The organism is Methyloversatilis discipulorum (assembly GCF_000527135.1).
Classification (GTDB): domain Bacteria; phylum Pseudomonadota; class Gammaproteobacteria; order Burkholderiales; family Rhodocyclaceae; genus Methyloversatilis; species Methyloversatilis discipulorum.
Window position 1 is genome coordinate 984,804 of the sequence record NZ_AZUP01000001.1, and the last position, 25,911, is coordinate 1,010,714.

The window sequence follows — 25,911 nt, forward strand, 5'->3', positions numbered from 1 at the left end:
CGACATGAGTACCCGAAATACCTCTCCCATTGCGTCGCTGGCCTCGCGCCTACGGCAGAAACTGCTGCCGTGGAGCCTGCCGGTCACACTGGTCGTGCTTTGGCAGATCGCCGCCCAGACCGGCTGGCTGTCCAGCCGCGTGCTGCCGGCGCCGCTCGACGTGCTGAAAGCCTTCTGGACGCTGGCGGTCAGCGGCGAACTGTGGCGCCACGTGCTGGTGAGCGCGCAGCGCGCGCTCTCCGGCTTCGCGGTGGGCGGTGGCCTCGGCCTGCTGCTCGGCCTCGCCACCGGTTCGTGGAAACGGGTCGAAACCCTGCTCGACACCACCGTGCAGATGATCCGCAACATTCCGCCGCTGGCGCTGATCCCGCTGGTCATCCTGTGGTTCGGCATCGACGAGACGGCCAAGCTCTTCCTGGTGTCGCTGGGCGTGTTCTTCCCGGTCTACATCAACACCTTCCACGGCATCCGTTCTGTCGACGCCGGCCTGATCGAGATGGGCCGCTCCTACGGTCTGCGCGGCTGGGCGCTCTACCGCGACATCATCCTGCCGGGCGCGCTGCCGTCCATCCTCGTCGGCGTGCGTTTTTCGCTCGGATTCATGTGGGTCATCCTGATCGTCGCGGAAACCATTTCGGCGCAGGAAGGCATCGGCTACATGACGATGAATGCGCGCGAGTTCCTGATGACCGACGTGGTGCTGGTCGGCATCCTGCTGTACGCGCTGCTCGGCAAGCTCGCCGATCTACTTGCCCGCTCGCTGGAACGCGTGTGGCTGTCATGGCACCCGAACTACCACACCCGGTGAGGAGCCCGACCATGTACTTCTCACCGGAAGAGAACAGCGAAGTCAGCGCCGCCGAACGCGTGATCAACGGCGCGGCCGTCACGCTGCGCGGCATCGGCAAGGCCTTCGGCGACCGCCAGGTGCTGCACGGCATAGACCTCGACATCCGTCCGGGCGAATTCGTCGCCATCGTTGGCCGCAGTGGCTGCGGCAAGAGCACACTGCTGCGCCTGCTGGCCGGCCTCGACCAGGCCAGCGAGGGCGAACTGTCGATAGACGGCAGCGCCGACGACGTGCGCATCATGTTCCAGGAAGCGCGCCTGCTGCCGTGGAAGCGCGTGCTCGACAACGTGTCACTGGGCCTCACACCAGCCTTCCGCCGCCGTGCCCGCGAGGTGCTGGCGCGTGTCGGCCTGGCCGACCGCGAACGCGACTGGCCGTCCCAGCTCTCCGGCGGCCAGCGCCAGCGCATCGCGCTGTCCCGCGCACTGGTGCACTCGCCGCGCCTGCTGCTGCTGGACGAACCGCTGGGCGCGCTCGACGCGCTCACCCGTATCGAGATGCAGCAACTGATCGAGTCGCTGTGGCTGGAACAGGGCTTTACCGCCATCCTGGTCACGCACGACGTGCAGGAGGCCGTGGCGCTGGCCGACCGCGTGCTGCTGATCGAGGACGGCGCGATTGCGCTCGACCTCGACGTCCGCCTCGCCCGGCCGCGCGAGCGCGCCAGCAACGGCTTTTCGGCCTACGAGGCACGCATCCTTTCGCGCGTGCTCAGTGCGCCGCCCATCGAATCCTCACCGGCGTCGTCCGACGCCTGGACACCGGGCATCGCCCATATTTCGTTCGCAATCTGAAAGGAAGCACCATGGCCATCACCGCAATCAATGTACGCAATCAGTTCAAGGGCAAAGTGAAGGAGATCGTCCGCGGCGACGTGGTCAGCGAGGTCGATGTCGACACGCCGGCCGGCATCGTCACCTCGGTCATCACCACCCGCTCGGTCGACGAACTGGGCCTGAAGCCGGGCGTCGAAGTGGTCGCGCTGGTGAAGTCGACCGAGGTTTCGATCGCCCGCATCGGCAGTTGATCGAGGACAGCGCAACGCCATGACATCCACCGTCCTCATCGTTCCCGGACTTCAGGGCATGCCGTCGGGACACTGGTTGTCATGGCTCGAAAGCGAGCTGCCGCAGGCGCGGCGCGTGCCGCACGACGAGTGGAGTTCGCCGGTGCTGGCACACAGAACGGGCCGCGTGAAGCAGGCGATCGCCCGCTCGGCCGGCCCGGTCTGGCTCATCGCGCATGGCTTCGGTTGCCTCGCCGCCATCATGGCCGCGTCCGACCGGACCGATCGCGTCGCCGGCGCGCTGCTGGTGACACCCGCCGACCCCGAACGCTACGGTGCCGACGGTCCGCTGATCGAGGGTGAAGAGACGATACCCCGCAAGCCCTCGATCTCCGGACTGCTGCCGCAGACGACATTGGGTTTCACCTCGCTGGTGATCGCCAACGCCGACGATCCGGACATGCGTCTGGTCACCGCCAGCCAGTGGGCCGAGAGGTGGGGCAGCCGACTGCTGCTGACCAGCGCGCTGGGCAATATCGACCCGACCGTTCATCAGGGCGCCTGGCCGCAATGCCTGCGCCTGTTCCGACTGATGCATCATGCACAACGTGACCTTCCGCTGGGCAGTTTCGCGGAAGGAAACGAACCGGCCCCGCGCCGGCACGGCTGGCTGGCAAAGCTTCGACGCCAGTCGCGGGCGACGCTTTGATGCCGCTGCACGCCGAAGCATTCGGGCTAGCATTGAAGTGCGCCGTCCTCCGACGACGGCAACCGACACCCGACGCCAGCAGACCCTGCACTTCTTGAATGAAAGGACCACATCATGACTCTCAGACTGGGCGACATCGCCCCCGACTTCGAACAGGATTCCAGCGCCGGCCGCATCCGTTTCCATGAATGGCTCGGAAACAGCTGGGGTGTGCTGTTCTCGCATCCGGCGGACTTCACGCCCGTGTGCACCACCGAACTGGGCCTCACCGCCAAGCTCAAGGGTGAATTCGACAAGCGCGGCGTCAAGGCCATCGCGCTGTCGGTCGACCCGGTGGAATCGCACACGCGCTGGATCGCCGACATCAACGACACCCAGAACACCACGGTGAATTTCCCCATCATCGCCGACGGCGACCGCAAGGTGAGCGAGCTGTACGACATGATCCATCCGAACGCGAATGCCACGCTGACCGTGCGCTCGCTGTTCATCATCGATCCGAACAAGAAGGTGCGCCTCATCATCACCTACCCGGCGAGCACCGGCCGCAACTTCGACGAAGTGCTGCGCGTGATCGATTCGCTGCAGCTGACCGACAAGCACTCGGTAGCCACCCCGGGCAACTGGAAGCATGGCGACGATGTGGTCATCGTGCCCTCGCTGCAGGATCCGGACGAGATCGCGCGCCGCTTCCCCGCGGGTTACAAGGCGGTGCGTCCCTATCTGCGCCTGACGCCGCAACCGAAGTAAGCGACGGCTGCGACAACGACAAGGCCCGGCAGCAGCCGGGCCTTTTTTTCGTCCACGGCCGCTTCACGCATATGCATCCTGCGGCAAAGCTGTGCAGAAGAAGCAGCGCAGAACAATTCAGTTCCCCCGGCTGCGAGCCGCCCGTAAGGTCGAGCCATCGCAATCCGGAGTGCATCAGATGGCCATCCTTGTCGTCGGCGGTGACCACCCCAATCAGTTCGCCGACTCGGCGCGCGAAGCCGGCGTCGACCGCCTGCATCACTGGAGCGGCCGCCGCGCCGCCGACCACCACCAGCCGCTTCCGCGCGACCTGCGCGGCATCGTGCTGCTGATCGACCACGTCAATCACGGCATGGCCGCGCGCGTACGGAGGCTTGCCAGCCAGCACGGACTGCCGGTCGTCTACAGCGCGCGCAGCCGGTCGCAGATACGCAACGCACTGTCACGGCTGGCGGCCTGAGCCCAGTCGGGAACTGCATCACGGCCGCAGCCTGCGCCGCGGTTCCGCGTCACGGAAACGCAAGGCGGCGGACGCTATAGTCGCCGGGTACGCCGGAGCACCCGTCTGCTTCGGCCTTCCTGGTGAAAGGTTTCCGCGTGCGCACGCTTGTCATCATCGGTGCCGGCTTCAGCGGCACGGCCTGCGCTTGTCAGTTCCTCGCCCGCTGCGGCGACGGCTGGCAGGTCAGCCTGATCAACGCTTCCGGCCCGGTTGCCCGCGGTCTGGCCTACGGCACCCGTTCGCCGCTGCACCTGCTCAACGTGCCGGCCGGCCGCCTCGGCATGGACCCGGCGCAGGAAGGTGACTTCGTCCGCTACCTCGACGAGACAGGACATCGCTATCGCGCCAGCGCCTTCGTGCCGCGGATGCTGTATGGCGAGTACCTGGAGCAGCGTCTGCGCCAGGCCGCCGACGCCCATCCGGGCCGCCTCGACATCCGCACCGCGCGGGTCGATGCCATCGAGCGGCGTCTCGCAGGCGGCTTCCGCCTGCACTTGTCTGGCGATACGACGCTGGACGCCGATGCCGTCATCCTCGCCATGGGGCACCTGAGTCCGGTCGCGCCACTGCCCGGTCTGGATGCGCTGGGCGCGGCCTACATCAACGACCCGTGGTCGGGAGCCGTCGAGCACATCGGCCCCGACGAGCGCGTGCTGATACTCGGCAGCGGTCTGACCATGCTCGATGTCGTGGTCGATCTCGCACGGCGCGGCCACCGCGGTCCGATCACCGCCCTGTCGCGTCGTGGTCTGCTGCCGCGCTCTCACCGTGCCCAGGACGCGCCGCCGGCAACCATCCCGCTCGACCGCGAAGCGCTGCTGCAGGCGCGCAGCGCGCGTGTGCTGACCCGCCTGGTGCGCGCAGCGGTTGCCCAAGCCGAGCGTGCCTGCGTCGACTGGCGCGACGTGATCGGCTCGCTGCGCGCCCTGACGCCAGCGCTGTGGCAGAGCCTGGACGAGCGCGAGAAGCGGCGCTTCGTGCGCCATGTACGGCCGCACTGGGAGGTGCTGCGACACCGCACCGCTCCTGAGCCCTTCAACGCGATGAACGCGCTGCTGCAGGACGGTCGCCTCACCGTCGCCGCCGGACGGTTGCGCGCTGCCGCGGCTGATCAGGGCGGCGTGACCGTACGCTGGGATGACGCCCGCCGCGGTCCGCAGGCGCAGCAGTTCGACCGCATCGTCAACTGCACCGGCCCGGGTCACCGCATCGACGCCCAGCGCGCACCGCTGTTGCACCGTCTGCTGGAAAGCGGTCTGATGACGCAGGATCCGCTCAAGCTCGGCCTCATGGTCGACGCCCGCTGTCGGGCCATCGACGCGCGCGGCCGCAGCGTAGATGGCCTGTACTACGTGGGGCCACTGCTGCGTGCCCAGTTCTGGGAAGCCACCGCGATACCCGAGTTGCGCAAGCACGCCGCGGTGGCAGTGGACAGCCTGCTCGCCGCTGGCGGCTGAGCGTCAGACGCGATCGGTCAGTCGACTTCGCGGCGACGCACGCGGCCGAGGGAAGCCACGATTCCCAGTCCTGCCGCCATCAGCGCCCACACACCCGGTTCCGGCACCGGCCCGACGACCGCGCGGCCACCGCTGCCATAGAGCGCGGCACCGGCCTCCGGCGTCCAGGTGGCGCTGAAGGAATTGAATGAGTCGAAGAACTGGCCGTCATCCGTACCGTAGACGTAGGCGGACATGAACAGATCCTCCCTCAGGTCCACGCCCTGGGTGGCGGCCGTGAAACTGAGGTCATAGGCGAAGTTGTACACGCCGTCCTGGTCATCGTCTTCCCACACCAGGTTGAACAAGGGATTGAACACCGGCTGGCCCGACGACCCGGCAATCATCAGCGGTTCAAGCGTCGACTGCCCGGTCGTCAGGTTCTCGGTGGAGAACCAGCCGTAGGGTTCGAGCGGCCCCTCGCCCTGTTGCACCGCGAAGTGGAAACTGTGGAAGGCGCCCGCCGACCACAGTGCGTAGGACACGCTGAAATTGGCGCTGCCCGCGGTGAACTGCCCGTCCTGGTGCAGATTCACCGCGAACGACACCGGCAGCGGCACGGCTGTTCCACAGGAATCAGCATCGCAGACGAAGCCCTCGTCGCGGTAAAACAGCTCCGAATAGACATGACCATTGACCGGCGTCCGGGCGCTGACTTCGATCTTCGCGGCAAGCTGGCCGTCCTCGAAACCGATCTGCGAGCGCGCGTGATTGTCGTTATCGAGCCAGGCCGAACTGGCGCCGCTCCACAGCGACGTGTCCCCGTTCCACGGCTGGCCGTCCGACAGCAGACCGCCACCCGGCAGACTCACATAGCTCCAGCTGCGGAAGGTGTCGTCCGGCGCTGCCTGCGCAGCGCCGCTCAGACCGGCGCCACTCAACAGCAGAGCGACACCGGCGCGCGACAGTGTGCGACCGAAGGACGTGCGGAACGCGGAAAGTAGTATGGATGGCATGACAGGCTCCGTCGGCAAGGAAGAGTCGGCAGCCCGCATGCGGAGCTGCCGCGGACGGCGCGTCGACGCGCCGCCTCTTTCTTTTTTAGGCCTGCCGTAACGAGCGGAACCTGACTTCGATCAAGGAAGAGACCGGACGCAATGCGCAGGTCGCTCACCGGTCTGCAGCCGCCACAGCGAGGCGTAGATGCCGTCGAGCGCAAGCAGCTGGTCGTGCGTGCCGGATTCGGCAATGCGTCCGCCATCGATCACGTGGATGGCGTCGGCGTGCCGCACGGTAGACAGCCGGTGCGCGACGATGAGCGTCGTGCGGCCGACCACCAGCCGGTCCAGCGAGCGCTGTATCGCCGCTTCGGTTTCGTTGTCCACCGCCGAGGTGGCTTCGTCGAGTACCAGTATCGGCGGGTCCTTCAGGATGGCGCGCGCCAGCGCCAGCCGCTGCCGCTGACCGCCCGACAGGCGCAGGCCGCGCTCGCCGACCGGCGTGTCGTAGCCCTGCGGGAGTGCAACGATGAAATCGTGCGCCTCGGCCGACTTCGCCGCCTCGATCACCGCCTCGCGCGTGGCGTCCGGCATGCCGTAGGCGATGTTCTGCGCCACCGACGCGTCGGCGAGGAAGGTGTCCTGCGCGACATAGCCGATGGCGCGCCGCAGGTCCTGCAGATTCAGTTCATTCACCGGCACGCCATCGAGCAGCACCCTGCCCTGCTGCGCTTCGTAGAAGCGCAGCAGCAGCTTGATCAGCGTGCTCTTGCCGCCACCGGTGCTGCCGACGAAGGCGGCACTGTGGCCGGCCTCGATGCGCAGGTCGATACGGTCCAGCGCCGGTCGGGTCGTTCCGTCGTAGGCGAAGGACACCTCGTCGAAAACCAGTTCGCCGCGCACCGCGGCACGCGGCAGCGAACGCCCTTCATAAGCGATGTTCACCGGCGTCTGCAGCAAGTTCATCACCCGCTCGATCGAAGACATCGAGCGCTGGTAGAGGTCAGTCAGGTCGGCCAGCCGCGTCAGCGGCCACAGCAGGCGCTGGGTCAGATACACCAGCACTGAATAGCTGCCGACACCGATGTCGCCGTTCAGCGCCATGAAGCCGCCGTACAGCAGCGTCACCGTGAAGCCCGCAAGGATGGCCATGCGGATGACCGGCGTGATCGCCGCCGACAGCCGGATCGCCTCGCCGTTGCGCACGCGGTAATCGTCCGACCCCTGTTCGATGTGGCCGGCCTCGTACTCCTCGGCGGCGTAGGCCTTGACCGTGGCGATGCCCTGGATGTTGTTGTTCAGCCGCGCCGCCAGCGCGCCGGCCGCCTCGCGTACCGCGCCGTAGCGCGGCGCCAGACGGCGCTGGAACCAGAAGGCGCCGTACAGGATGAGCGGCACCGGGACGAGTGCCAGAAAAGCCAGTTCGTGGGTGAGCACGAAGAACACGCCGCCCACCATCAGCGAACCGACGAACACCTGGATCAGGTCGTTGGCGCCGCCGTTCAGGAAGCGCTCCATCTGGTTGATGTCCTCGTTCAGCACCGCCAGCAGATTGCCGCTGCGGTTGCGCTCGAAATAGGCCATGTCCAGCTTCTGCACGTGCCGATAGGCCTCCATGCGCAGATCGTGCTGCAGGTTCTGCGCCAGATCGCGCCAGCGCACGTCGTACAGGTACTGGAACAGCGATTCGCCGACCCACACGACCACCGTGATCAGCGCCAGCAGCACCAGCTGATCCTTCGGCTCGACGATGCCGACACGCGCGAGGAAGCTGGCTTTCTGGTTCACCACCACGTCGACGGCGACGCCGATCAGCACCTCCGGCAGCACGTCGAAGAACTTGTTGAGGACGGAATACAGCGAGGCGATGCGCACGTCGCGGCGGTAGTTGCGCGCGTGCGAGAACAGGCGGGAAAGCGGATGCATGGCAGGCTCGGGGAGTTTTCGGGCAGGCCGCTCATCATTGCCGGCGGCGTGCCGCCATCATGACAGACGGCCGCCCCTCCGGGCGGCCGCAGGTGTACGGCACAGCGGCGCCTGCGCTCAGCGGTGCAGCCAGCGGGCGTGCGCGCTGCGCGCCAGGTGATCGAGCGCGTAACCGAGCGCACCGACCAGCACGATGACCGCCATCAGTTCCGAGTAGGCCAGCCGGTCGCGCGTGTCGAGGATGAAATAGCCCAGTCCGGCCGACACGCCCAGCATTTCGGCCGGCACCAGCACGATCCAGATGATGCCGATCGCCAGTCGCACGCCGGTCAGGATGTGCGCGGTAATGCCGGGTAGCACCACGCGCAGCACCGTCTCGCGCCGGGTGGCCGACAGGCTGCGCGCCAGCAGCAGCCAGTTCGGATCGAGCTGCGCGACGCCGGACGCGGTATTCAGCAGAATGGGCCACACCGCGGCAAAGGCCAGCAGGAAGTACACCGGCGCGTCACCGACGCCCAGCACCATCACCGCCAGCGGCATCCAGGACAGCGGCGACACCATGCGCAGGAACTGGAACAGCGGCGTCGTGCCCTGGGCGAAACGGCGTGACAGTCCGGTCAGCACACCCAGCGGCACACCGATGGCAATCGCCAGCAGCAGGCCTACCGCCACCCGCTTCAGGCTCACCAGCACGTGTGGCCACAGCTCGCCGCTGCCGAGCAGCTGCCACAGCGCATCGGCCGACGGCGCCGGCGCGAAATCGGCCGCGATCGGCATGCCATGCGCCAGCCAGGCCGAGCCGGCCAGCCACAGCAGCAGCGCGCCCAGCAGGCCGGCGAGCGGGAGGATGAAACGCGCGCTCATCACACCCGCACGACTTCCTTGCGCCGCAGGTCGGCCGGAAGGCCGAACACCGAGGGCCCACCGACCAGGTCGATGGCCCGGCGCACGAAACGGTCATCGACCAGGTCGCGCGCGACGAAGGCCGGATCGAGCGCATCGAGGAACTTCGTGTCGCCTTCGACCCGAGTCTGCTTCACCGCGCGCACCAGCTCTTCGGTATAGGACGGGAAAGGATAGGGCTGGAAGTCGATGCGGCGTTGGTACCAGCCCTTGTTCTTCACCACGCCCGACGACTCGTAGCTGGCGTAATCGGTGGCAGCCAGCACCTTGGACAGCACGGGCAGCGCGTGCGGTGTGTACTTGCCCTCGCCTGCCGCCGACAGCAGCTTGGCGGTATCCAGCTGGTTGCTGCGCGTCCACAGCTGGGCACGCACGATGGCGTTGGTAACGCGCTGCGCCCACTCCGGCCGTTCGCTGGTGTCGCGCTCGGACAGGAAGGTGACGCAGCACGCGTGGTTCTGCCACACGTCACCCGAGAAGCGCAGCACCTTGCCCACGCCCTTGGTTTCGGCCAGCGCATTGAACGGATCGGCCACGATGAAACCGGCGATCGACTTGCCGGCCAGGGCCGACACCATCTCCGCAGGCGGCAGCACGATCAGGTTCACTTCGTTCGCGGCCAGCTGGGCCTCCTTGGCCTTGGTCACCGCCGTCAGACCGTTCGCGCGCAGCACCTGCTGCAACAGGACGTTGTGGATCGAGTACCAGAAGGGCACGGCAACCGTGCGACCGCCCAGATCGGAGACGGTCGAGACCGACGGGTCGACGGTCAGCGCCGAGCCGTTCACATGGTTCCAGGCGACGATCTTCGCCGGAAATTTCGAGCCGTAACGCACCCACAGCGCGGCCGGTGTCAGCAGATGGATCACGTTCACCTGCCCGGCAACGAAGGCCTCGACGATCTGCGCCCAACTGCGGAACAGCCGTGGCGATTCGGTCTTCAGGCCCTCTGTCTCGAACAGCTTTCGAGCGTGCGCCACCAGCAGCGGTGTCGCATCGGTAATCGGCAGGTAGCCGATCTTCACCGGCTGGTCGTCGCCCTTGAAGGCCTGCGCACGCGCGTCACCGGCACGCAGCAGCGGCGTCGCCACGCCGGCCAGCGTCAGTGCGCCCAGCTTCAGCATGTCGCGGCGCGTCAGCCCGCAACCGCAATCGGACGAAGCGCAGATATGCAGCTTCCCATCCTTGTTCATGTCATGTCCTCTTCTGATGGTCTTGGTTTCAATGCGCGCGCAGCACCCGCAGCGCGTTCAGGATGTCCAGCCGCAAGGCGGTCACGGCCGCAGGCTGCGCCTCACGAGGGCGCTCGATATCCACTGTCCATTCGCGGACGATGCGGCCAGGCGTTCCGCCCATCAGCAGGATGCGGTCGGCCACCAGGATGGCTTCGTCGATGTCGTGCGTAACCAGCAGCGCCGCGGTGTGCCAGCGATGCACCAGCTCCACCAGCAGCGCCTGCATTTCGGCGCGCGTGATGGCGTCGAGTGCGGAGAACGGTTCGTCGGCAAACAGCAGCTGCGGCTCGCGCGCCAGCGCGCGGGCAAGGGCCACGCGCTGCGCCATGCCGCCGGACAGCTGTGCCGGATAGCGATGTCCGTGTCCCGCCAGGCCCACCGCGGAAAGCGCGTGCTCGATGCGCGCCGCGCGCTCGCTGCGCGCCAGTCGAGGTTGATGTTCGAAGTCGAGGCCGAAGCCGACATTGCCCGCCGCATCAAGCCAGGGCAGCAGCCCCGGCTGCTGGAAAACGAGTGCGGCGCGCGGATGCGGCGCCCGCAGCGGCTCGCCGAGGAAGTGGATGTCACCCGAGGCAGGCACCTCCAGCCGCGCGAGCACGCGCAGCAACGAAGACTTGCCGCATCCGCTGCCACCCAGCAGGCAGACGATCTCGCGCGGCCGGACCTCGATCGACACGCCGCTGAACACCGGCCTGCCGCCGTCATAGGCGTAAGCAAGATCACGTGCCAGCAGCGTGGACACCGGCGCGGCGAGCGCCGCCGGCTCCTGGCGCAGCAGCGCCTTGGGCACCGCTGCGTTCACGCCGCCCTCGCCTGCGCCTGTGCGCGCTTCAGCAATTCGCCCTGCAGTTGGGTGACGCTGGGCGTGATGACCGGCACGAAAGCCGATTCCTGCAGGCGGCGCGCGAAACCGAACTGCGGATCGGCCAGATAGGCGCGACCGCCGCTCGCCTGAAGTTCGAGCTGCACCGCGCGCTGCACCGTGTCGGCCAGTGCGATGCGCAGCCGGAACAGCGCCGCCGCGTCGCTGACGAAGCGCTGTGCAGCCAGTCCGTCGAGCAGCGCCACCACCTGCTTGGCCAGCGCGTCGCCGACTGCGTCGAGTTCGTCTTGCAGCGTGGCGCGAGCACTGCTGCAGCGCGCCTGCGCGGCGGCCAGTGCGGCGCGCGCCAGGCCGATGGACAGGCCGCACTGCAAGCCGAGAAAGCCGGGGCGCACGCGCGGCAACCAGTCACGCGCGTCCGGCGCGATCACGTCGGACGCGTCGATCAGCGCGCCATCGATGTTCAACGCAGCGGTATTGCTGCCGCGCATTGCGATCAGGTCGAGATCGGCCGTGCGCGACACGCCGGCGTGGCGACCGTCGAGCGCAACGATGAAGGGCGGTTCGCCTTCGCGCGACGACACCGCCGCCGCGAACACGAAACCCGACTTGCGCAGATTGGTCACCCAGGGCAGCTTGCCGTCCAGACGCCAGCCGTCGCCGGTGCGGCTGGACTCGATCTGCAGCGATTCGATGCCGCACAGGAATTTCATTGCGTTCGACAGGCCCGTCGCGCCGGCGTGCTCGCCGGCCAGCAAGGCCGGCAGCCGACGTTCGCGCAGCGCCGCGTTCGGGCTGGCGAGCAGGTATTCGATGAAGGCGCGATGGCCCCAGAACACGAAGGCAGCCGTCAGCGAATGCTCGGCCACCGCAGCGATGGCCTCGACCGCGTCGCCGGTGCTGCCACCGGTTCCGCCCATCGACTGCGGCACACCGATGGCGAACAGTCCGGCGGCGGCCAGCGCGGGCAGCAGCGCCTCGTCGTCGGAGGTGCCGTCGTTCAGTGCCGGCGCATGTTCCTGCAGCCAGTCGCGCAGGCCGTCCGGCAGCCGTCCGTGAGTGTTCGTGCTCATGCCGTCAGCACACCGGCACGGAAGGGTTCGAGCTGCGGATTGACCGGGCTCTGCGCCAGATTGTTGGCGAAGTTGCACAGCGTCGCCAGGCTGATGCCGAGGATGACTTCGAGCGCCTGCGCGGGCAAAAAACCGGCGCCGGTGAACTCCGCCAGCGCGGCATCGCGGACCGCACCACGGGTGGCAATGACCTCGCGGGCGAACGCAGCCAGTGCGTCGAGTCTCGCATCACCGACCGGACGCCCGTGCTGCAACGCGACCACCGCCGCCTTGTCGAAGCCCGCCTTCTTCAGCGCAATGGCGCTGTGGCCGGCCACGCAGAAGTCGCAGCCGTGGATGGTGGCGGCGATGATCTGTACCACCTCGCGCTCGGCCAGCGACAGGCTGGCGCGACCATTTATCTCGCCCACCGTCAGATAGGTTTCGAGCGCGACCGGCGCGTTCGACAGCGCGGCGATCAGGTTGGGCAGGAAGCCGTTGTTGGCGATCACGCGCTCGACGAGGGCACGGCTTCCTTCGGGTGCGGTATCGGCGGTGTGCAGGGTGAGGCGGGTCATGTTGATTCTGCGGAACGCAGGCTGTTGCGATCCGCAGAATCTAAGTGTCACACCGCCCCAAACCAACCAACTTAATCTGCAAAGCTTTGCATCATCTGGAACTGCAAGAGATGGGCATGCAGAATTCTCGATACATGCCTAGCATCGCTCACGGAAGGTTCAGCCATCCGTGAGCGCCGAGACAAGAGCAGGCGCCCGTGACACAAGTACGTCGTCCGGGTCGGCAAGAAGAACGCCTTCGTCTGCGGTCCGGCAAAGGCGCATCGCGACGTCGAGGAAGGGCGCGATCGGTCCGGCAAAGCGGACCTCACCGTCGTCGTCAAGAATGATCAGGGTTGGCAGGCTCTCGATCTCGATATCCAGGCGGGCAAGTAGCTCGTCATGCACCTCGATATCCACCCACCTGCAGTTGTCGGCGGCACGCCTCGCGCTTACTTCATCAAAAGACGTTTGAAAGTCGCGGCAGGTGCCGCACCACTCGGCGCACAAACAGAGAACGGTGAGGCTCATTGCTACATCCGGTCGTCAGGACGGAAACGCGCACGATACGACGCTCGAGCCGGGATCCGGAAGCACGTGCATGCATGGAACGATAACCCGTCTGACTTGGGTGGGTGCGTGAATTCACGCACCCACCATCTGGTGCGTTCGATTTGCCGGGTTCACCCCCTGCGTTGCCCCGCCAGCCGCCGGACAACGTTGGCGAAGCGGTCGACTTCCTCGCAGGTGTTGTAGAACGCCAGCGAGGGACGCACGGTAGTTTCCAGGCCGAAGCGGCGCAGGATGGGCTGCGCGCAATGGTGACCGGTGCGCACGGCGATGCCTTCCTCGTTCAGCGCCTGGCCGACTTCGTCCGTCGTGTAGCCCTTCAGCACGAAGGACAGCACGCTGGCCTTGTCGGCCGCGGTACCGATCAGGCGCACGCCCGGGATGTCGCGGATCGCGTGCGTGGCATAGACCAGCAGGTCATGCTCGTAGCGCGCAATGTTCTCGATGCCGATGCGGTCGACGTAGTCGAGTGCCGCGCCCAGCCCCACCGCATCGGCGATGTTGCCGGTACCGGCCTCGAAACGCGCCGGCGGCGGATGGAAGATCGTGCGTTCGAAGGTGACGTCCTGAATCATGTTGCCGCCGCCCTGCCAGGGCGGCATGTCTTCCAGCACGTTGCGCTTGCCATAGACCACGCCTATGCCGGTCGGGCCAAAGATCTTGTGACCGGAGAACACGAAGAAGTCGGTATCGAGCGCGCGCACGTTCACTCGCATGTGCGACACCGACTGCGCGCCATCGACCAGCGTTCTCGCGCCGGCACGATGCGCCAGCTCGACGATCTCCTGCACGGGCACCACGGTGCCCAGCGCGTTCGACACCTGCGTCACCGCCACCAGCTTGGTCTTCTCGTTCAGCAGCCGCTTGTACTCATCGAGCAGCACCTGACCGCTGTCGTCGACCGGGATCACGCGGATCTTCGCGCCCTTCTCAGCCGCCAGCTGCTGCCAGGGCACGATGTTGGCGTGGTGTTCCAGGTGCGACACGATGATTTCGTCGCCGGCGCCGATATTCTTCGCACCCCAGCTCTTGGCCACCAGATTGATCGCCTCGGTCGCGCCGCGCACGAAGATGATTTCCTCGACCGAACCTGCGCCGATGAAGCGCGCCACCTTCTGCCGCGCCGCCTCGTAGGCATCGGTCGCCCGGGCGGCCAGTTCGTGCGCCGCGCGGTGGATGTTCGAGTTCTCGTGCGCGTAGAAGTAGGCCAGCCGGTCGATCACCGCCTGCGGCTTCTGCGTTGTCGCGGCGTTGTCGAACCACACCAGCGGCCTGCCATTCACGCGCTCGGCGAGTATCGGAAAGTCCCGCCGCACCGCATTGACGTCGAAAGGCGGATGACGGCCGGCGTCGGCATTCGGCACCCGGCCGGCGTGACCGACCGTGGGCGCCGCCTGGCTGTCGACGAAGTAGTAGGCCGGCGCCGAGGGCGCGGCCGGCTGCACCTCGCGTGAGGGCTCGGCCAGCAGCCCGCGCAGCGCGTCGTCGCCTGGCAGGCCGAAGGACCGGGCACTGACGCGGTCATCGACCTGTGCAGGCGCCGACTGCAGCGCGCTCGCCTCGCCGAGGAAGTAGTACGGCGACGACGGCGCCGAAGCACCGCCCGGCTGCGGGAAGGCGGACGCGCCACCGAGCGGCGGCAGCGCTGCCGCGTAGGCCTCGGGCACGCCCTGTGCAACGCCCGCGCGCGGCGAGCCGACCGGGTAGGCGTCGGCCGCTACGTCGGGCACATGATTCTGCGCGGTCGCGTGCGGTACCAGCTTGGGCGACGAGGCGCCCAGCGACAGACCGTGCTGCGGTGCGACCGGTGCGGCCGCCGCAGCCGTGCTCGACGGCGCGCTGGCCGGGACCGACGGCACTGGCGATTGCGGTGTCGGCGCCGGCGCAACAGCCAGCGGTGCATCGAACGAAGGCGGCGTCTGCCCGGGCAGCGCGGCGAACAGCTCGCTGGCCAAGCGCGACAGCACCGACTCGTCCGGCGCGCCGGGCGGCAGCGGTGAGCTCAGACCGCTCACGTTACTGCTTGTAGGTGTCGGGATACTCATGGTACTTGCCGATCTCCACGTCATCGAGCACAGCCAGCGCGTCTTCGGTCAGCACGGCCAGAGAGCAATACAGCGAGATCAGGTAGGACGCGATCGCGTTGCGGTTGATGCCCATGAAACGGACCGACAGGCCCGGACTCTGTTCACCGGCCAGACCCGGCTGGAACAGGCCGACCACGCCCTGACGCTTCTCGCCGGTACGCAGCAGAATGATCTTGGTTTTGCCGTCCTCGACCGGCACCTTGTCCGACGGGATCAGCGGCAGGCCGCGCCAGGTCAGGAACTGCGAACCGAACAGGCTAACAGTCGGCGGCGGCACGCCGCGGCGCGTGCATTCGCGGCCGAAAGCGGCGATCGCCAGCGGATGGGTCAGGAAGAAGCCGGGCTCCTTCCACACCTTGCCGATCAGGTCGTCCAGATCGTCCGGTGTCGGCGCGCCGGTCAGCGTCGAAATGCGCTGGTCGTCGTGCACGTTGGCCAGCAGGCCGTATTCGGGGTTGTTGATCAGTTCGCTCTCCTGCCGCTCCTTGATCGTTTCGATGGTCAGACGCAGCTGCTCCTTGATCTGGTCGTGCGGACTGCTGTACAGGTCGGACACGCGGGTGTGCACGTCGAGCACGGTGGTGACCGCATTCAGGAAGTACTCGCGCGGCTGTTCGTCGTAGTCGACGAAGATCTGCGGCAGTTCCGCTTCGTCGCGCTGCGAGCACGCGACACGCACGTCCTGCGGGTTCTTGACGCGGTTCACGCGGTAGATGCCCGCCTCGACCGGCAGCCACTGCAGCAGATGAACCAGCCAGCGCGGTGTGATGGTCGATAGCTGCGGGACGGTCTTGGTGGCGTTGGCAAGCTGGCGGGCGGCGTTGTCGCCAAGCGCAAGCTGTTCGGGTGTGTCGGCCATGAAAGGCTCCTAGCAAGGGGGAGGGTTATGCAAAAAACTGCTAAGCAAATATCTATTTCTTCTATGGAGCGTTCAACCGGCTATAGCCACCAATCGGTTCGTCGTCCGTCCGTTCAGGCGATCGTGTGCTGCACGGCAGCTGGCAGCTCGTCCATGCGTTCGCAGCCGTCGAGCAGATCGCCGGCCGGCAATTCGAGCGCCAGCGCGAGCTTGACCACCGTGGCGAGCGAGGGCATCGCGCTGCCGCGCTCGACCTCGCCGAGGTAGGAGCGATTGAGTTCGGCGCGCTCTGCCAGTACCTCCTGCGACCAGCCGCGCAATTCGCGCGTCCGCCGCACCGCACGGCCGAAGCGCCGCGTCAGCGCCTCGGCCAGAGGTGGCGTCGGCCTTCCGCGCCGGGCTGTCATGGCTCGACCAGTTCCGCCGCGACCGGCACGTTCTGCAAATTGGCCTGCGTGACCTGGCTGCCGGGCGGCACGCTGCGCGTGAGCCACACATTGCCGCCTATGGTGGAACCCCGTCCTATCGTGACGCGGCCAAGGATGGTCGCTCCGGCGTAGATGACCACGTCGTCCTCGACCACCGGATGACGCGGCAGCCCTTTCTGCAGCGTGCCGGCCTCGTCTGCCGGGAAGCGCTTGGCGCCCAGCGTGACCGCCTGGTAGAGCCGCACGCGCTCGCCGATTACCGCGGTTTCACCGATCACGACACCGGTGCCGTGATCGATGAAGAAGCCGGCGCCGATCTGCGCCCCAGGGTGGATGTCGATGCCTGTGCTCGAGTGCGCGGCCTCAGAAATGATGCGTGCAACCAGCGGCACGCCCAGCGCGTACAGCTTGTGCGCAATGCGGTGATGAATGACGGCGAGTACGCCCGGGTAGCACAGCAGCACCTCGTCCACGCTGCGCGCGGCCGGGTCGCCCTGGTAGGCCGCCAGCACGTCGGTGTCGAGCAGCGCACGCAGGCCGGGCAGCGACAGTGCGAACTCGGCAACAATGGCGCGAGCGAGCAGGTCGACGTCAGCCTGCGGAGATGCCGCACGACGCGCGTCGTAACGCAGTTCCAGCCGCACCTGGTGCAGCAGCGCGTTGAGCGCGGCGTCCAGCGTGTAGCCGATGTAGAAGTCCTCGCTTTCCTGATGCAGATCGGACGGGCCGAGCCGCATCGGGAACAGCGCACCGCACAGCGCCTCAGCGATATCGCGAAGCGCCTCGCGCGACGGGAATTCGCGCGCGCCGCACTCTGTCGTGCGCTGCTGCGCGCCACGCCAGCGGGTGCGGATATCGTGCAGCTCGGACACGATGCGATCGAGCTGCCACGACCCTTCGGAATCGGTCGCCCTCGTGAGGCCGCCCTTCTTGAGTGTCATTCGGGATCTCCGATACGGGTTCTGAAAGCGCAGCCGCGAAAGCGACCGCCATGCGTCAATCCTGTTGCCAGGGCAGGCCGCTGACCACCCAGCCACCACTGTTGCGACGCTGGCTCTCTGCGTTCAACTCGCCTTCGAAGCCTTCGAGCACGTTGAACACGTGACGGAAGCCGGCTTTCGCCGCGGCCTCGGCAGCGGCAGCCGAACGCTTGCCGCTGCGACACAACAGCAGGATGACGGCGTCCTTGCCAACCTTGGCTTCCAGTTCCTTGACGAAGCGCGGATTGCGCGTCATCGATGTGCCCGTCGCCCAGGCGACATGGATGCTGCCGGGCACGTGACCAACAAACTTGCGCTCCTCTGCGGTCCGTACGTCCACCAGTACGGCGTCGCCCGCCGACACCAGTGCCCAGGCCTGGTCCGGCGTGATGCCGCCGGCGTACAGCAGCGCGTCGTGCTCGGCTCGCTCGCGGGCAATCGAAAGCGGTGGTGCTTGAAGCACCGCCGCACTGGGTGAGGACGCAAGGGCGTCCGCAGTTGCAGCAGTCATGACTTCCTCCTCGGCGTGGCGACACCGGCGATACGCCGCCTCGCGGGCGGTTCCTGCATCGGCCGGAGCGGGGCGGACGCAATGGCATCGCTCCCGGTGACGCCAATCTATCGGTCGTACAGGCGCACTCAAACCAATTGAATTTCAGAACGAATGCACGAAATGCTTTGCGCAAAATCAGCTAGCGCATCGACCACGCCATGTGGTGGCGGGCGGTCCGAGCTCAGTCAGGTCACACATGTGCATAAGCTCAGCAGGATTAATTGGTTTGACCGCTGACGTCGGCCGCATAGATTCGTGGCCATGAACTTCCTTGGACGCCGCCGGCTGCGCCGGCCCGAAAAACGCCCCGAGGCCCCCGAACCGCTCCCGCTCGGCGACAAACTCCTGGCGGCTGTGATCTTCGCCTTGGGCATCGCCCTGCTCTACCGCACCTGGCTGCTGGTCGAATGACACTCGCGCGCCGCTTGCCCTTCCCGGAGACACCATGAACACCGTCGACACCACCCGGTCGGCGCTCGAGCGCTACCTTTGCGCGCTGCCGCGCATCGCCGACGGCGATCACCCACTGTGGGCGACGCCCGATGGTCGCGTGGCCGGCCGCTTCATGCGCAGCAGCCTGTCCTCCGTGTTCCAGCCGCTGCGTCGGCTGGACGATGGCGCGCTGGCCGGTCATGAGGCCTTCGTCCGCTCCTTCGACGCCACCGGCGGCGATCTGTCGCCGTGGAACCTGTTCGCCAACGCGGCGGAGGACGACGCGCTGATAGAGCTCGACCGCCTGTGCCGGACGCTTCATGTGCTGAACTACTTCGGTCGCCCAGGCAACACTGGAAGCCTCTTCCTGAACGTCCACGGCCGCCTGATGCTGGCCGTCGGCGAAGACCACGGCAGCGCCTTCGGACGTGTGCTGTCGGCGCTGAAGATCGAGCGCCGCAAGGTGATCATCGAATCGCCCGACGCCATGACCAGCGACTTCGCGATGCTGGCCTACGTGATGCTGAACTACCGCTACAACGGCTATCGCATCGGCGTGAATCTGTTGAACGCAGCGCAGCTGGACGAACTGCTGCGCCACGTCCGGCCGGATTTCGTCAAGCTCGACGCCGGGCGCGACGACACGCTGCGCGATCTGCCGCAGCACGCGAAGACCTGCGCCCGTCACGGCATCGAGCTCATCGTCCGCCGCATCGGCAGCAACGCCATGCTCGCCCGGGTACGCGCGGCCGGGGTGCGCCTCGGCCAGGGCTATGCGCTCGGTCATCCCGCGCCGGCCGCAGCATTCCCGAATCCCTGATAAGCACATCGTTTCTTGTTGGTTCACGCGCCCTGCCCGACTGCCTAGGCTGCGTGTTCTCGATTCCACCGGAGCCATCATGCACACCCGCCGCACAACCCTGATTTCCGCCGCCCTGCTCGCACTGGTCACCGTTGCGCTGCCGGTGCGGGCGCAGACCACACTGCTCAACGTGAGCTACGACGTGTCGCGCGAGCTGTACAAGGACATCAACCCGGCGTTCGCCGCGCACTGGAAGACCCAGTCGGGCGACACGCTGACGCTGAACCAGTCGCACGGCGGATCGAGCAAGCAGGCCGGCGCCGTGATCGGCGGACTGGAAGCCGACGTGGTGACGATGAACCAGTCACCGGACATCGACATCCTGGTGAAGAACGGTCTGGTATCGGCCGACTGGCGCAAGCGCCTGCCGAACGACGCGACGCCCTACACCACGACCACCGTATTCCTGGTGCGCAAGGGCAATCCGAAGGCGATCAAGGACTGGTCCGACCTGACCCGCGCTGGTCTGCAGGTGATCGTGCCCAACCCGAAAACCTCGGGCAATGGCCGCTACACCTATCTCGCCGCCTGGGGCTATGCGCTGAACAAGGCGAACGACGAGGCGGCGGCCAAGGACTTCGTCAGCAAGCTGTTCGCCAACGTGCCGGTGCTCGACGGCGGTGGCCGCGGCGCCACCACCACCTTCACCCAGCGCGGCATCGGCGACGTTCTGGTCACCTTCGAGAACGAGGCGGTACTGCTGGACAAGGAACTGGGCGGCGACCAGTTCGACATCGTCTATCCCTCGCTGTCGATCGAGGCGGCCGCCCCGGTGGCCGTGGTCGACAAGGTGGTCGACAAGCGCGCCACACGCAGGCAGGCAGAGGCCTATCTGCAGTACCTGTACTCGGCCGAAGGCCAGGACATCATTGCCCGTCACCACTTCCGCCCGCGCAGCGAGGCGGCGCTGAAGAAGTACGCCAAGCAGTTCCCGCCGGTGAGCACATTCACGGTCGAGGCAAAGCTGGGCGGCTGGGATGCGGTGCAGAAGACTCACTTCGCCGACGGCGGCATCTACGACCAGATCGTCACCCGCCGCTGAACCGGACCGCGCCCCGCCCGATGAGCCACAACGCCGCACTGCAGAACGGAAAGCGCCTCACCTTCGCCCGACCGGAGGAGATGGCGCTGTCGATACGTGCCACCGCGCTGGTGTTCGAGGACCCGGCGTCGACCGCGCTGCTGTCCGACATTGAGCTGATCGCGGCACGCGAAGTGACGGCGATGATCATCGGCGAGACCGGTACCGGCAAGGAACTGGTGGCACGACACGTTCACGCGGTCAGCGGTCGCGCCGGCCCCTTCGTCGCCGTCAACTGCGGCGCGCTGAGCGAAGCGCTGATCGACGCCGAGCTGTTCGGCCACGAAGCAGGTGCCTATACCGGTGCTTCGCACGCGCGCGCCGGATGGTTCGAGGCGGCCAACGGCGGCACCCTCTTTCTCGACGAGATCGGTGACATGCCGGCGGCGCTGCAGGTGAAGCTGCTGCGCGTGCTGCAGGAGCGGCAGGTGGTACGCCTGGGTTCGCGCAGCGCGATACCGGTGGATGTGCGGCTGATCGCTGCCACCAACGTGGACCTGTGGCGGGCAGTGAACGCCGGCCGCTTCCGCGCCGATCTCTACTACCGCCTCAATGTGGCGCCGATCAAGCTGCCGCCTCTACGCGAACGCCGCGGCGACATCCCGCCGCTGATCGACTATTTCGCCGCGCAATACGCGCGCCGGCTCGACATCGCCGACGTCAGTTTCACACCGCGCGCCCGCGAGGCGCTGGTCGCGCATGACTGGCCGGGCAATATCCGTGAGCTCGAGAACGTCGTCCACTATGCGCTCATCGTCAGCCGCGACGGCCGTGTCGACATCGACGACCTGCGCCTCGCCAACGCTTCGCTCGCCCCCGCCGCGCAGCCAACTCCGACATCTCCCGCCGACACACCGACGCAACTGCTCGAACGCATCGCGGGTGACCTGCGGCGCCTGGTCGAGCTGCACGTACCCGAGCTGCACGACACCCTCGAAAAACTCCTGGTGAGCACTGCATTCGAAGCCTGCCGGCACAACCAGGTCCATACGGCCGAAGCACTGTCGGTGTCGCGCTACGTGCTGCGCACCCAGCTCAAGCGGCACGGCCTGCTCGACGTCGCGCGTACCCGCACCACAGCCTGAGACCCACCTCGTCCCGCAGCAGCGCCCGCGCCGGCCCGTCCGGTGTGGGCATCTGCACGTCCACTCCGCATGAGTCCTGCTCACTACGGAATGACCTCTGAATTGGCATTGCACACAGTCGGCCGCAGCAGACGGCGGCCCGACTGTGGCAATCGCCGCAGCGCCACCCGCACCACTGGGCGCAATCGCACAGCACAGGCGGTACTTCGTCACGCTCATCAGCGCAAATACGCAAATCCGTCACGAAAACGTCATCGCCATGGTGTGGCACGGCTCCTGCTATCCAACAGTCAGGGCCGCATCTTCGGCCACTGCACGAGACAGGACATCGACATGAGCACTACCGACAAGGAAATTCTCTGCACCCTCGGCCCGGCATCGCTGAACGACCGCGTGCTCGCACGGCTGGAGGAACTGGGCGTCAATCTTTTCCGCATCAACCTGTCGCACACCAAGCTGCAGGACCTGCCGCGCGTGATCGACTACATCCGCAGCCGCACCGCGGTGCCGATCTGCCTCGACACCGAGGGCGCGCAGATCCGCACCGGCGATATGCTGAACGGCGAGATCGCGGTACGCGAGAACAGCGTCGTGCATGCGCACAAGCTGCGCGTACCCGGCGACGCGTTCAACTTCAATCTCTACCCGGAGGACGTGATCGACAAGCTGGAAGTCGGCGACTTCATCAGCATCGACTTCAATTCAGTGCTGGTGCAGGTGATCTCGCGCGACGACGCCAAGGTGACGATGCGCGTGCTGCACGGCGGCGTGATCGGCCAGAACAAGGCGGTTACCGTCGAGCGTGACATCCCGCTCGACACGCTGACAGCAAAGGACATCGCGGCACTGGAGTACGGCCGCTCGGTCGGCATCCGCCACGTGGCGCTGTCCTTCGCCAATCGCGGTTCGGACGTGGACCAGGTGCGGGCGCTGGTCGGCGACGACACCTTCCTCATCTCCAAGATCGAATGCCGCAACGGCTTGATCAATCTGGACGAGATCGCCGAAAAGTCGAACGCGCTGCTGATCGACCGCGGCGACCTGTCTCGCCAGGAGCCGATCGAGCGCATTCCACGGCTGCAGAAGCTCATCATCGCGCGCGGTCAGGCGCGCAAGCGCAAGGTCTACGTCGCCACCAATCTGCTCGAATCGATGATCACCGCCCCCAAGCCCACACGGGCCGAGGTGAATGACGTGGTGAACACGCTGCTCGACGGCGCCGACGGACTGGTACTGGCGGCGGAAACCGCAATCGGCAAGGACCCGGTCGGCTGCGTAGCGATGATCGTCAAGCTCATCCGCGAGTTCCGCGTGCTGAACGAGCGCCTTCCGGCGGCGCACAAGGACACGCTGGTCTACACGCCCACCGATCCGACCTCGCTGCTGATCGAGCCGCATGGCGGCGTGCTGGTCAATCGCGTCAGTGCGGCAGCGGCCATCGATGATCTTGCCGCGCTGCCGAGGCTGGCGGTGCGCGACACCGAACTGCTCGACTGCCAGCAGATCGGCGTCGGCACCTTCTCACCGCTGACTGGCTTCATGGACCGCGATACGCTGCACAGCGTGCTGCATCGCAACCGCCTGCCCGACGACACGGCGTGGACGGTGCCGCTCATCCTGCAGGTCGACGAAGCGCAGGCACGTCGGCTGTCGCCGGGTCAGCGCGTGGTGCTCACCGACGACCGCGGCGACGCCCACGCGGTGCTCGACGTGACGCAGATCTACCGCTACGACCTCGCCGAACTGTCGCAGCTCGCCTTCGGCACCACCTCGTCCGACCACCCGGGTGTGGCGCGCGTGCTGCGCAACGGCGACTGGTTCGTCGGCGGCGACATCACGCTGATCGAGGAGCGTCCGTCGCCCTGGCGCGAATTCGAGCTGACGCCGAGGCAAAGCCGCTTCATCTTTGCGCACAAGGGCTGGAGCAAGGTGGTGGCCTTCCACGGCCGCAACATCAGCCACCGCGTGCATGAACACCTGCAACTGGAGGCGCTTGAGCGCACCAATGCCGACGGCCTTTTCATCAATCCGGTGGTCGGCCCGAAGAAACCGGGCGACTTCCTTCCCCGCCCACTCATCCGCAGCTACCAGATGCTGATCGACTTCGGCATCTACCCCAACGGCAAGGTACTGCTCGGCGCACTCGCCACCTATCCGCGCTATGCCGGCCCACGCGAGGCGGTATTCAATGCTCTGTGCCGCAAGAACATCGGCTGCAGCCACTTCATCGTCGGTCGCAATCACGCTGGTGTCGGCGACTTCTACGACGACCGCACCTATCGCGCACTGTTCGACGAACTGGGCGACACCGGAGTCACCCCGGTGTTCTTCGACGCCATCGGCTACAACCCGGCCACCGGCGCCTACGAAAGCGGCGTGACCGACGACGCCCACTCGATCAGCGGAACCCGCGTGCGCGATTCGCTGCTGCGTGGCGAACCGCTGCCGGACTGGTATGTACGCGGCATCGTGCAGGACATGATCAGCGCCGAACTGAAAGCGGGCCAGCCGCTGTTTCACGCATGAGCAGGCGGGCAACTGACACGATGGGACAGTTCTGGCTCAAGGTGGGCAAGACGGTCCGCCATCACGCGAAGAAGACGCTGACCGATCTGCGCGGCGCCTGGTGGGACCGCACCCGGCTGCGCGCCGAGCGGCCGGTGTTCGTCGTCAGCGGCAGCCGCTCCGGCACCCAGATGCTTTACAAGACGCTGACCGAATCGTCGGCCATCGGCTCGCTGAACCGGGAAATCTATGCCGTATGGGATTCTCTTCACCACCCGTCGGACAAGAACTGGGAAAGCCACGTGCTGGAGGCGGCCGATGCGACGGACGCCGACCGCGACCTGATCACCCGCTACTTCTACGCACACACCGGGCGCACCCGCTTCGTCGACAAGAATAACCAGCACGGTCTGGCCGTGCCCTACCTTCACGCGCTGTTCCCGGACGCCACCTTCGTCTATATCAAGCGCAATCCGGGCGACACGCTGAACTCGATGATCGAAGGCTGGGGCATGCGGGAGCGCTTCGGCAGCTGGGCGCGCGATCTGCCGGCCAAGGTTGCGGTTGACGACGGCCGCTACACACGCTGGTGCCACTACCTGCCTCGCGGCTGGCGCAATTACCTGAAGTCGCCGGTCGAGGAGGTATGCGCCTTCCAGTACGAAGCCATCCATCGCGCCATTCTCGACGCAAAGAGGCAGATCCCGGCCGAGCAGTGGATAGAGGTGTTCTACGAGGACATCGTGCGTGAGCCGACCGAGGGCATCTTCGAAATCTTCGACCGCCTCGAACTGCCCTTCGACGCGCGCATCGAGCGCCATGCGAAGGCACTGCTCGACAAGCCCTACGACCCGCTGTTCGAGATCCGTCTTGAAAAATGGCGGCAGCACGCGCACCGCGAACGCATCGAACGCGTGCTGCCGTCGCTGCGGAGCATTGCCCGCGACATGGGCTATCCGGAAACCTTTACTGCGGACAAGGCGGCATGAATACGATCGAGCCACTGCTGTTCATCCCCATCGTTGCCGTCGCGCTGGTGCAGTCGGTGTTCGGCGTGGGCGTGCTGCTGTTCGGCACGCCCATCCTCATCGTGATGGGTTATGACTACCCGACGGTGCTGGCGACGCTGTTGCCGATCTCGATCGGCATCAGCCTGTCGCAGATCGCGCGCGACGCGCGCAGCGTCGATGTGCACTTCATCCGCGGCATCCTGCTATGGACCGTACCGTGCATCGTGCTCTTCCTCATCGTCGCGCTGCGTGCCGGCCAGAGCTTCGGCCTGCTGATCGCCGCTCTGCTTCTTCTGTTCGCACTGAAGAACCAGTGGCCTGCCCTGCGCGTCGCGATCGACCGCACCGCACGCTTCGAGCGCACCTGGCTGGTGTGCATCGGCGTGATGCACGGCCTCACCAATCTGGGCGGTTCCCTGCTCAGCATGCGCGTGCAGCAGATGAATCATGGCAAGGAGGTGGCGCGCGCAACCATCGCGGCCGCATACGTGCTGTTCGCCGCCTTCCAGCTGGCGACGCTGACCATCACGCGCCCCGAATCCCACGCGCAGCTGGGCAAGAGCCTGATCTACGCCGCGGCCGGTGTCGCGGTGTACCTGTTCGCCAACGAATTCATCTTCAAACGGATCAGCAATCAGGGCTACGCGAGAGCCTTCAACGGCTTTCTGCTGTGCTCGGGCCTGCTGGTCGCGCTCAAATCGATCTGAGGGCA

At 66.6% G+C, this 25,911-nt stretch carries 27 protein-coding genes; 14 read left to right on the forward strand and 13 right to left on the reverse strand.

The features are described from left to right. The first annotated feature begins 4 nt into the window (after nucleotides 1–4). From ssuC to METFAM1_RS0104460, 7 genes are all read left to right on the forward strand, one after another. A complete protein-coding gene (gene ssuC / locus METFAM1_RS0104430; RefSeq protein ID WP_019918377.1) occupies nucleotides 5–808 on the forward strand; it encodes an aliphatic sulfonate ABC transporter permease SsuC in 804 nt (267 codons plus the stop codon). Between the two features lie 11 nt (nucleotides 809–819). Next, the gene (locus METFAM1_RS0104435) at nucleotides 820–1,644 is read left to right on the forward strand and encodes an ATP-binding cassette domain-containing protein (RefSeq protein ID WP_019918378.1); all 825 of its coding nucleotides are present in this window, start codon (nucleotides 820–822) and stop codon (nucleotides 1,642–1,644) included. Between the two features lie 11 nt (nucleotides 1,645–1,655). Next, nucleotides 1,656–1,877 (forward strand): TOBE domain-containing protein, encoded by a 222-nt coding sequence (locus tag METFAM1_RS0104440; protein WP_019918379.1) that lies wholly within the window; start codon nucleotides 1,656–1,658, stop codon nucleotides 1,875–1,877. 19 nt (nucleotides 1,878–1,896) lie between these two features. Then, a complete protein-coding gene (locus METFAM1_RS0104445) occupies nucleotides 1,897–2,565 on the forward strand; it encodes an RBBP9/YdeN family alpha/beta hydrolase (protein WP_024300459.1) in 669 nt (222 codons plus the stop codon). Nucleotides 2,566–2,679: 114 nt separating this feature from the next. After that, the gene (locus METFAM1_RS0104450; RefSeq protein WP_019918381.1) at nucleotides 2,680–3,315 is read left to right on the forward strand and encodes a peroxiredoxin; all 636 of its coding nucleotides are present in this window, start codon (nucleotides 2,680–2,682) and stop codon (nucleotides 3,313–3,315) included. A 178-nt stretch (nucleotides 3,316–3,493) separates the two neighbouring features. Continuing rightward, entirely contained in the window at nucleotides 3,494–3,775 is a 282-nt protein-coding gene (locus METFAM1_RS0104455) for a DUF2325 domain-containing protein (protein ID WP_019918382.1), read from the forward strand. Between the two features lie 137 nt (nucleotides 3,776–3,912). After that, a complete protein-coding gene (locus tag METFAM1_RS0104460) occupies nucleotides 3,913–5,274 on the forward strand; it encodes an FAD/NAD(P)-binding protein (protein WP_024300460.1) in 1,362 nt (453 codons plus the stop codon). A gap of 17 nt (nucleotides 5,275–5,291) precedes the next feature. Here METFAM1_RS0104460 and METFAM1_RS0104465 read toward each other — a convergent pair whose 3' ends face one another. From METFAM1_RS0104465 to METFAM1_RS0104525, 13 genes are all read right to left on the reverse strand, one after another. Further along, on the reverse strand, nucleotides 5,292–6,269 hold the full coding sequence (locus tag METFAM1_RS0104465; RefSeq protein WP_019918384.1) for a PEP-CTERM sorting domain-containing protein: 978 nt from the start codon (nucleotides 6,267–6,269) through the stop codon (nucleotides 5,292–5,294). A 120-nt stretch (nucleotides 6,270–6,389) separates the two neighbouring features. Continuing rightward, nucleotides 6,390–8,177 carry an ABC transporter ATP-binding protein gene (locus METFAM1_RS0104470; RefSeq protein ID WP_019918387.1) on the reverse strand — a complete coding sequence of 596 codons (1,788 nt, stop codon included), beginning with the start codon at nucleotides 8,175–8,177 and terminating at the stop codon, nucleotides 6,390–6,392. A 117-nt stretch (nucleotides 8,178–8,294) separates the two neighbouring features. Beyond that, nucleotides 8,295–9,041: an ABC transporter permease gene (locus METFAM1_RS0104475; protein WP_020647621.1), complete on the reverse strand. Its 747-nt coding sequence runs from the start codon at nucleotides 9,039–9,041 to the stop codon at nucleotides 8,295–8,297. After that, on the reverse strand, nucleotides 9,041–10,273 hold the full coding sequence (locus METFAM1_RS0104480) for an ABC transporter substrate-binding protein (protein WP_019918389.1): 1,233 nt from the start codon (nucleotides 10,271–10,273) through the stop codon (nucleotides 9,041–9,043). Before METFAM1_RS0104480 ends, METFAM1_RS0104475 begins: the two co-directional genes overlap by 1 nt. Nucleotides 10,274–10,301: 28 nt before the next feature. Continuing rightward, a complete protein-coding gene (locus METFAM1_RS0104485) occupies nucleotides 10,302–11,117 on the reverse strand; it encodes an ABC transporter ATP-binding protein (RefSeq protein WP_019918390.1) in 816 nt (271 codons plus the stop codon). Then, entirely contained in the window at nucleotides 11,114–12,211 is a 1,098-nt protein-coding gene (locus tag METFAM1_RS0104490) for an acyl-CoA dehydrogenase family protein (RefSeq protein WP_019918391.1), read from the reverse strand. The genes METFAM1_RS0104485 and METFAM1_RS0104490 overlap by 4 nt, the downstream gene beginning before the upstream one ends. Further along, entirely contained in the window at nucleotides 12,208–12,768 is a 561-nt protein-coding gene (locus tag METFAM1_RS0104495) for a carboxymuconolactone decarboxylase family protein (protein WP_019918392.1), read from the reverse strand. The genes METFAM1_RS0104490 and METFAM1_RS0104495 overlap by 4 nt, the downstream gene beginning before the upstream one ends. A 159-nt stretch (nucleotides 12,769–12,927) precedes the next feature. Beyond that, nucleotides 12,928–13,278, reverse strand: coding sequence for a thioredoxin family protein (locus tag METFAM1_RS0104500; protein WP_019918393.1), 351 nt, complete (start codon nucleotides 13,276–13,278; stop codon nucleotides 12,928–12,930). A gap of 152 nt (nucleotides 13,279–13,430) precedes the next feature. Beyond that, nucleotides 13,431–15,332: a family 2A encapsulin nanocompartment cargo protein cysteine desulfurase gene (locus METFAM1_RS0104505; protein ID WP_019918394.1), complete on the reverse strand. Its 1,902-nt coding sequence runs from the start codon at nucleotides 15,330–15,332 to the stop codon at nucleotides 13,431–13,433. A 1-nt stretch (nucleotide 15,333) separates the two neighbouring features. Beyond that, nucleotides 15,334–16,263 (reverse strand): family 2A encapsulin nanocompartment shell protein, encoded by a 930-nt coding sequence (locus METFAM1_RS0104510; protein WP_019918395.1) that lies wholly within the window; start codon nucleotides 16,261–16,263, stop codon nucleotides 15,334–15,336. 113 nt (nucleotides 16,264–16,376) lie between these two features. Further along, entirely contained in the window at nucleotides 16,377–16,670 is a 294-nt protein-coding gene (locus METFAM1_RS0104515; protein ID WP_024300462.1) for a helix-turn-helix domain-containing protein, read from the reverse strand. Then, the gene (epsC, locus tag METFAM1_RS0104520) at nucleotides 16,667–17,632 is read right to left on the reverse strand and encodes a serine O-acetyltransferase EpsC (RefSeq protein WP_019918397.1); all 966 of its coding nucleotides are present in this window, start codon (nucleotides 17,630–17,632) and stop codon (nucleotides 16,667–16,669) included. The genes METFAM1_RS0104515 and epsC overlap by 4 nt, the downstream gene beginning before the upstream one ends. A 55-nt stretch (nucleotides 17,633–17,687) precedes the next feature. After that, the gene (locus METFAM1_RS0104525) at nucleotides 17,688–18,182 is read right to left on the reverse strand and encodes a rhodanese-like domain-containing protein (protein WP_024300463.1); all 495 of its coding nucleotides are present in this window, start codon (nucleotides 18,180–18,182) and stop codon (nucleotides 17,688–17,690) included. 297 nt (nucleotides 18,183–18,479) lie between these two features. Here METFAM1_RS0104525 and METFAM1_RS20770 point away from each other — a divergent pair, with 297 nt between their 5' ends. From METFAM1_RS20770 to METFAM1_RS0104560, 7 genes are all read left to right on the forward strand, one after another. Next, nucleotides 18,480–18,635 carry a hypothetical protein gene (locus METFAM1_RS20770; protein WP_157256665.1) on the forward strand — a complete coding sequence of 52 codons (156 nt, stop codon included), beginning with the start codon at nucleotides 18,480–18,482 and terminating at the stop codon, nucleotides 18,633–18,635. Between the two features lie 34 nt (nucleotides 18,636–18,669). Then, nucleotides 18,670–19,476 (forward strand): EAL domain-containing protein, encoded by an 807-nt coding sequence (locus METFAM1_RS0104535; protein ID WP_019918401.1) that lies wholly within the window; start codon nucleotides 18,670–18,672, stop codon nucleotides 19,474–19,476. 79 nt (nucleotides 19,477–19,555) lie between these two features. Further along, nucleotides 19,556–20,560 carry a sulfate ABC transporter substrate-binding protein gene (locus METFAM1_RS0104540; RefSeq protein ID WP_019918402.1) on the forward strand — a complete coding sequence of 335 codons (1,005 nt, stop codon included), beginning with the start codon at nucleotides 19,556–19,558 and terminating at the stop codon, nucleotides 20,558–20,560. Between the two features lie 20 nt (nucleotides 20,561–20,580). Next, nucleotides 20,581–21,684, forward strand: a complete 1,104-nt coding sequence (locus METFAM1_RS0104545) for a sigma-54 interaction domain-containing protein (RefSeq protein WP_019918403.1) — start codon at nucleotides 20,581–20,583, stop codon at nucleotides 21,682–21,684. A 333-nt stretch (nucleotides 21,685–22,017) separates the two neighbouring features. Continuing rightward, on the forward strand, nucleotides 22,018–24,210 hold the full coding sequence (locus tag METFAM1_RS20330; RefSeq protein WP_024300464.1) for a pyruvate kinase: 2,193 nt from the start codon (nucleotides 22,018–22,020) through the stop codon (nucleotides 24,208–24,210). A gap of 20 nt (nucleotides 24,211–24,230) precedes the next feature. Beyond that, a complete protein-coding gene (locus METFAM1_RS0104555; protein WP_019918406.1) occupies nucleotides 24,231–25,178 on the forward strand; it encodes a sulfotransferase family protein in 948 nt (315 codons plus the stop codon). Then, nucleotides 25,175–25,906, forward strand: coding sequence for a TSUP family transporter (locus METFAM1_RS0104560; RefSeq protein ID WP_019918407.1), 732 nt, complete (start codon nucleotides 25,175–25,177; stop codon nucleotides 25,904–25,906). The genes METFAM1_RS0104555 and METFAM1_RS0104560 overlap by 4 nt, the downstream gene beginning before the upstream one ends. Nucleotides 25,907–25,911: the final 5 nt, after the last annotated feature.

Coding starts and splice junctions, on each gene's coding strand:
- METFAM1_RS0104490 (WP_019918391.1), bottom strand. CDS start 12,211: ATGAGCACGAACACTCACGGACGGCTGCCGGACGGCCTGCGCGACTGG.
- METFAM1_RS0104545 (WP_019918403.1), top strand. CDS start 20,581: ATGAGCCACAACGCCGCACTGCAGAACGGAAAGCGCCTCACCTTCGCC.
- METFAM1_RS0104495 (WP_019918392.1), bottom strand. CDS start 12,768: ATGACCCGCCTCACCCTGCACACCGCCGATACCGCACCCGAAGGAAGC.
- METFAM1_RS0104560 (WP_019918407.1), top strand. CDS start 25,175: ATGAATACGATCGAGCCACTGCTGTTCATCCCCATCGTTGCCGTCGCG.
- ssuC (WP_019918377.1), top strand. CDS start 5: ATGAGTACCCGAAATACCTCTCCCATTGCGTCGCTGGCCTCGCGCCTA.
- METFAM1_RS0104515 (WP_024300462.1), bottom strand. CDS start 16,670: ATGACAGCCCGGCGCGGAAGGCCGACGCCACCTCTGGCCGAGGCGCTG.
- METFAM1_RS0104510 (WP_019918395.1), bottom strand. CDS start 16,263: ATGGCCGACACACCCGAACAGCTTGCGCTTGGCGACAACGCCGCCCGC.
- METFAM1_RS0104480 (WP_019918389.1), bottom strand. CDS start 10,273: ATGAACAAGGATGGGAAGCTGCATATCTGCGCTTCGTCCGATTGCGGT.
- METFAM1_RS0104470 (WP_019918387.1), bottom strand. CDS start 8,177: ATGCATCCGCTTTCCCGCCTGTTCTCGCACGCGCGCAACTACCGCCGC.
- METFAM1_RS0104440 (WP_019918379.1), top strand. CDS start 1,656: ATGGCCATCACCGCAATCAATGTACGCAATCAGTTCAAGGGCAAAGTG.
- epsC (WP_019918397.1), bottom strand. CDS start 17,632: ATGACACTCAAGAAGGGCGGCCTCACGAGGGCGACCGATTCCGAAGGG.
- METFAM1_RS0104455 (WP_019918382.1), top strand. CDS start 3,494: ATGGCCATCCTTGTCGTCGGCGGTGACCACCCCAATCAGTTCGCCGAC.
- METFAM1_RS0104450 (WP_019918381.1), top strand. CDS start 2,680: ATGACTCTCAGACTGGGCGACATCGCCCCCGACTTCGAACAGGATTCC.
- METFAM1_RS0104540 (WP_019918402.1), top strand. CDS start 19,556: ATGCACACCCGCCGCACAACCCTGATTTCCGCCGCCCTGCTCGCACTG.
- METFAM1_RS0104475 (WP_020647621.1), bottom strand. CDS start 9,041: ATGAGCGCGCGTTTCATCCTCCCGCTCGCCGGCCTGCTGGGCGCGCTG.
- METFAM1_RS0104435 (WP_019918378.1), top strand. CDS start 820: ATGTACTTCTCACCGGAAGAGAACAGCGAAGTCAGCGCCGCCGAACGC.
- METFAM1_RS0104445 (WP_024300459.1), top strand. CDS start 1,897: ATGACATCCACCGTCCTCATCGTTCCCGGACTTCAGGGCATGCCGTCG.
- METFAM1_RS0104555 (WP_019918406.1), top strand. CDS start 24,231: ATGGGACAGTTCTGGCTCAAGGTGGGCAAGACGGTCCGCCATCACGCG.
- METFAM1_RS0104500 (WP_019918393.1), bottom strand. CDS start 13,278: ATGAGCCTCACCGTTCTCTGTTTGTGCGCCGAGTGGTGCGGCACCTGC.
- METFAM1_RS0104525 (WP_024300463.1), bottom strand. CDS start 18,182: ATGACTGCTGCAACTGCGGACGCCCTTGCGTCCTCACCCAGTGCGGCG.
- METFAM1_RS20330 (WP_024300464.1), top strand. CDS start 22,018: ATGAGCACTACCGACAAGGAAATTCTCTGCACCCTCGGCCCGGCATCG.
- METFAM1_RS0104465 (WP_019918384.1), bottom strand. CDS start 6,269: ATGCCATCCATACTACTTTCCGCGTTCCGCACGTCCTTCGGTCGCACA.
- METFAM1_RS0104535 (WP_019918401.1), top strand. CDS start 18,670: ATGAACACCGTCGACACCACCCGGTCGGCGCTCGAGCGCTACCTTTGC.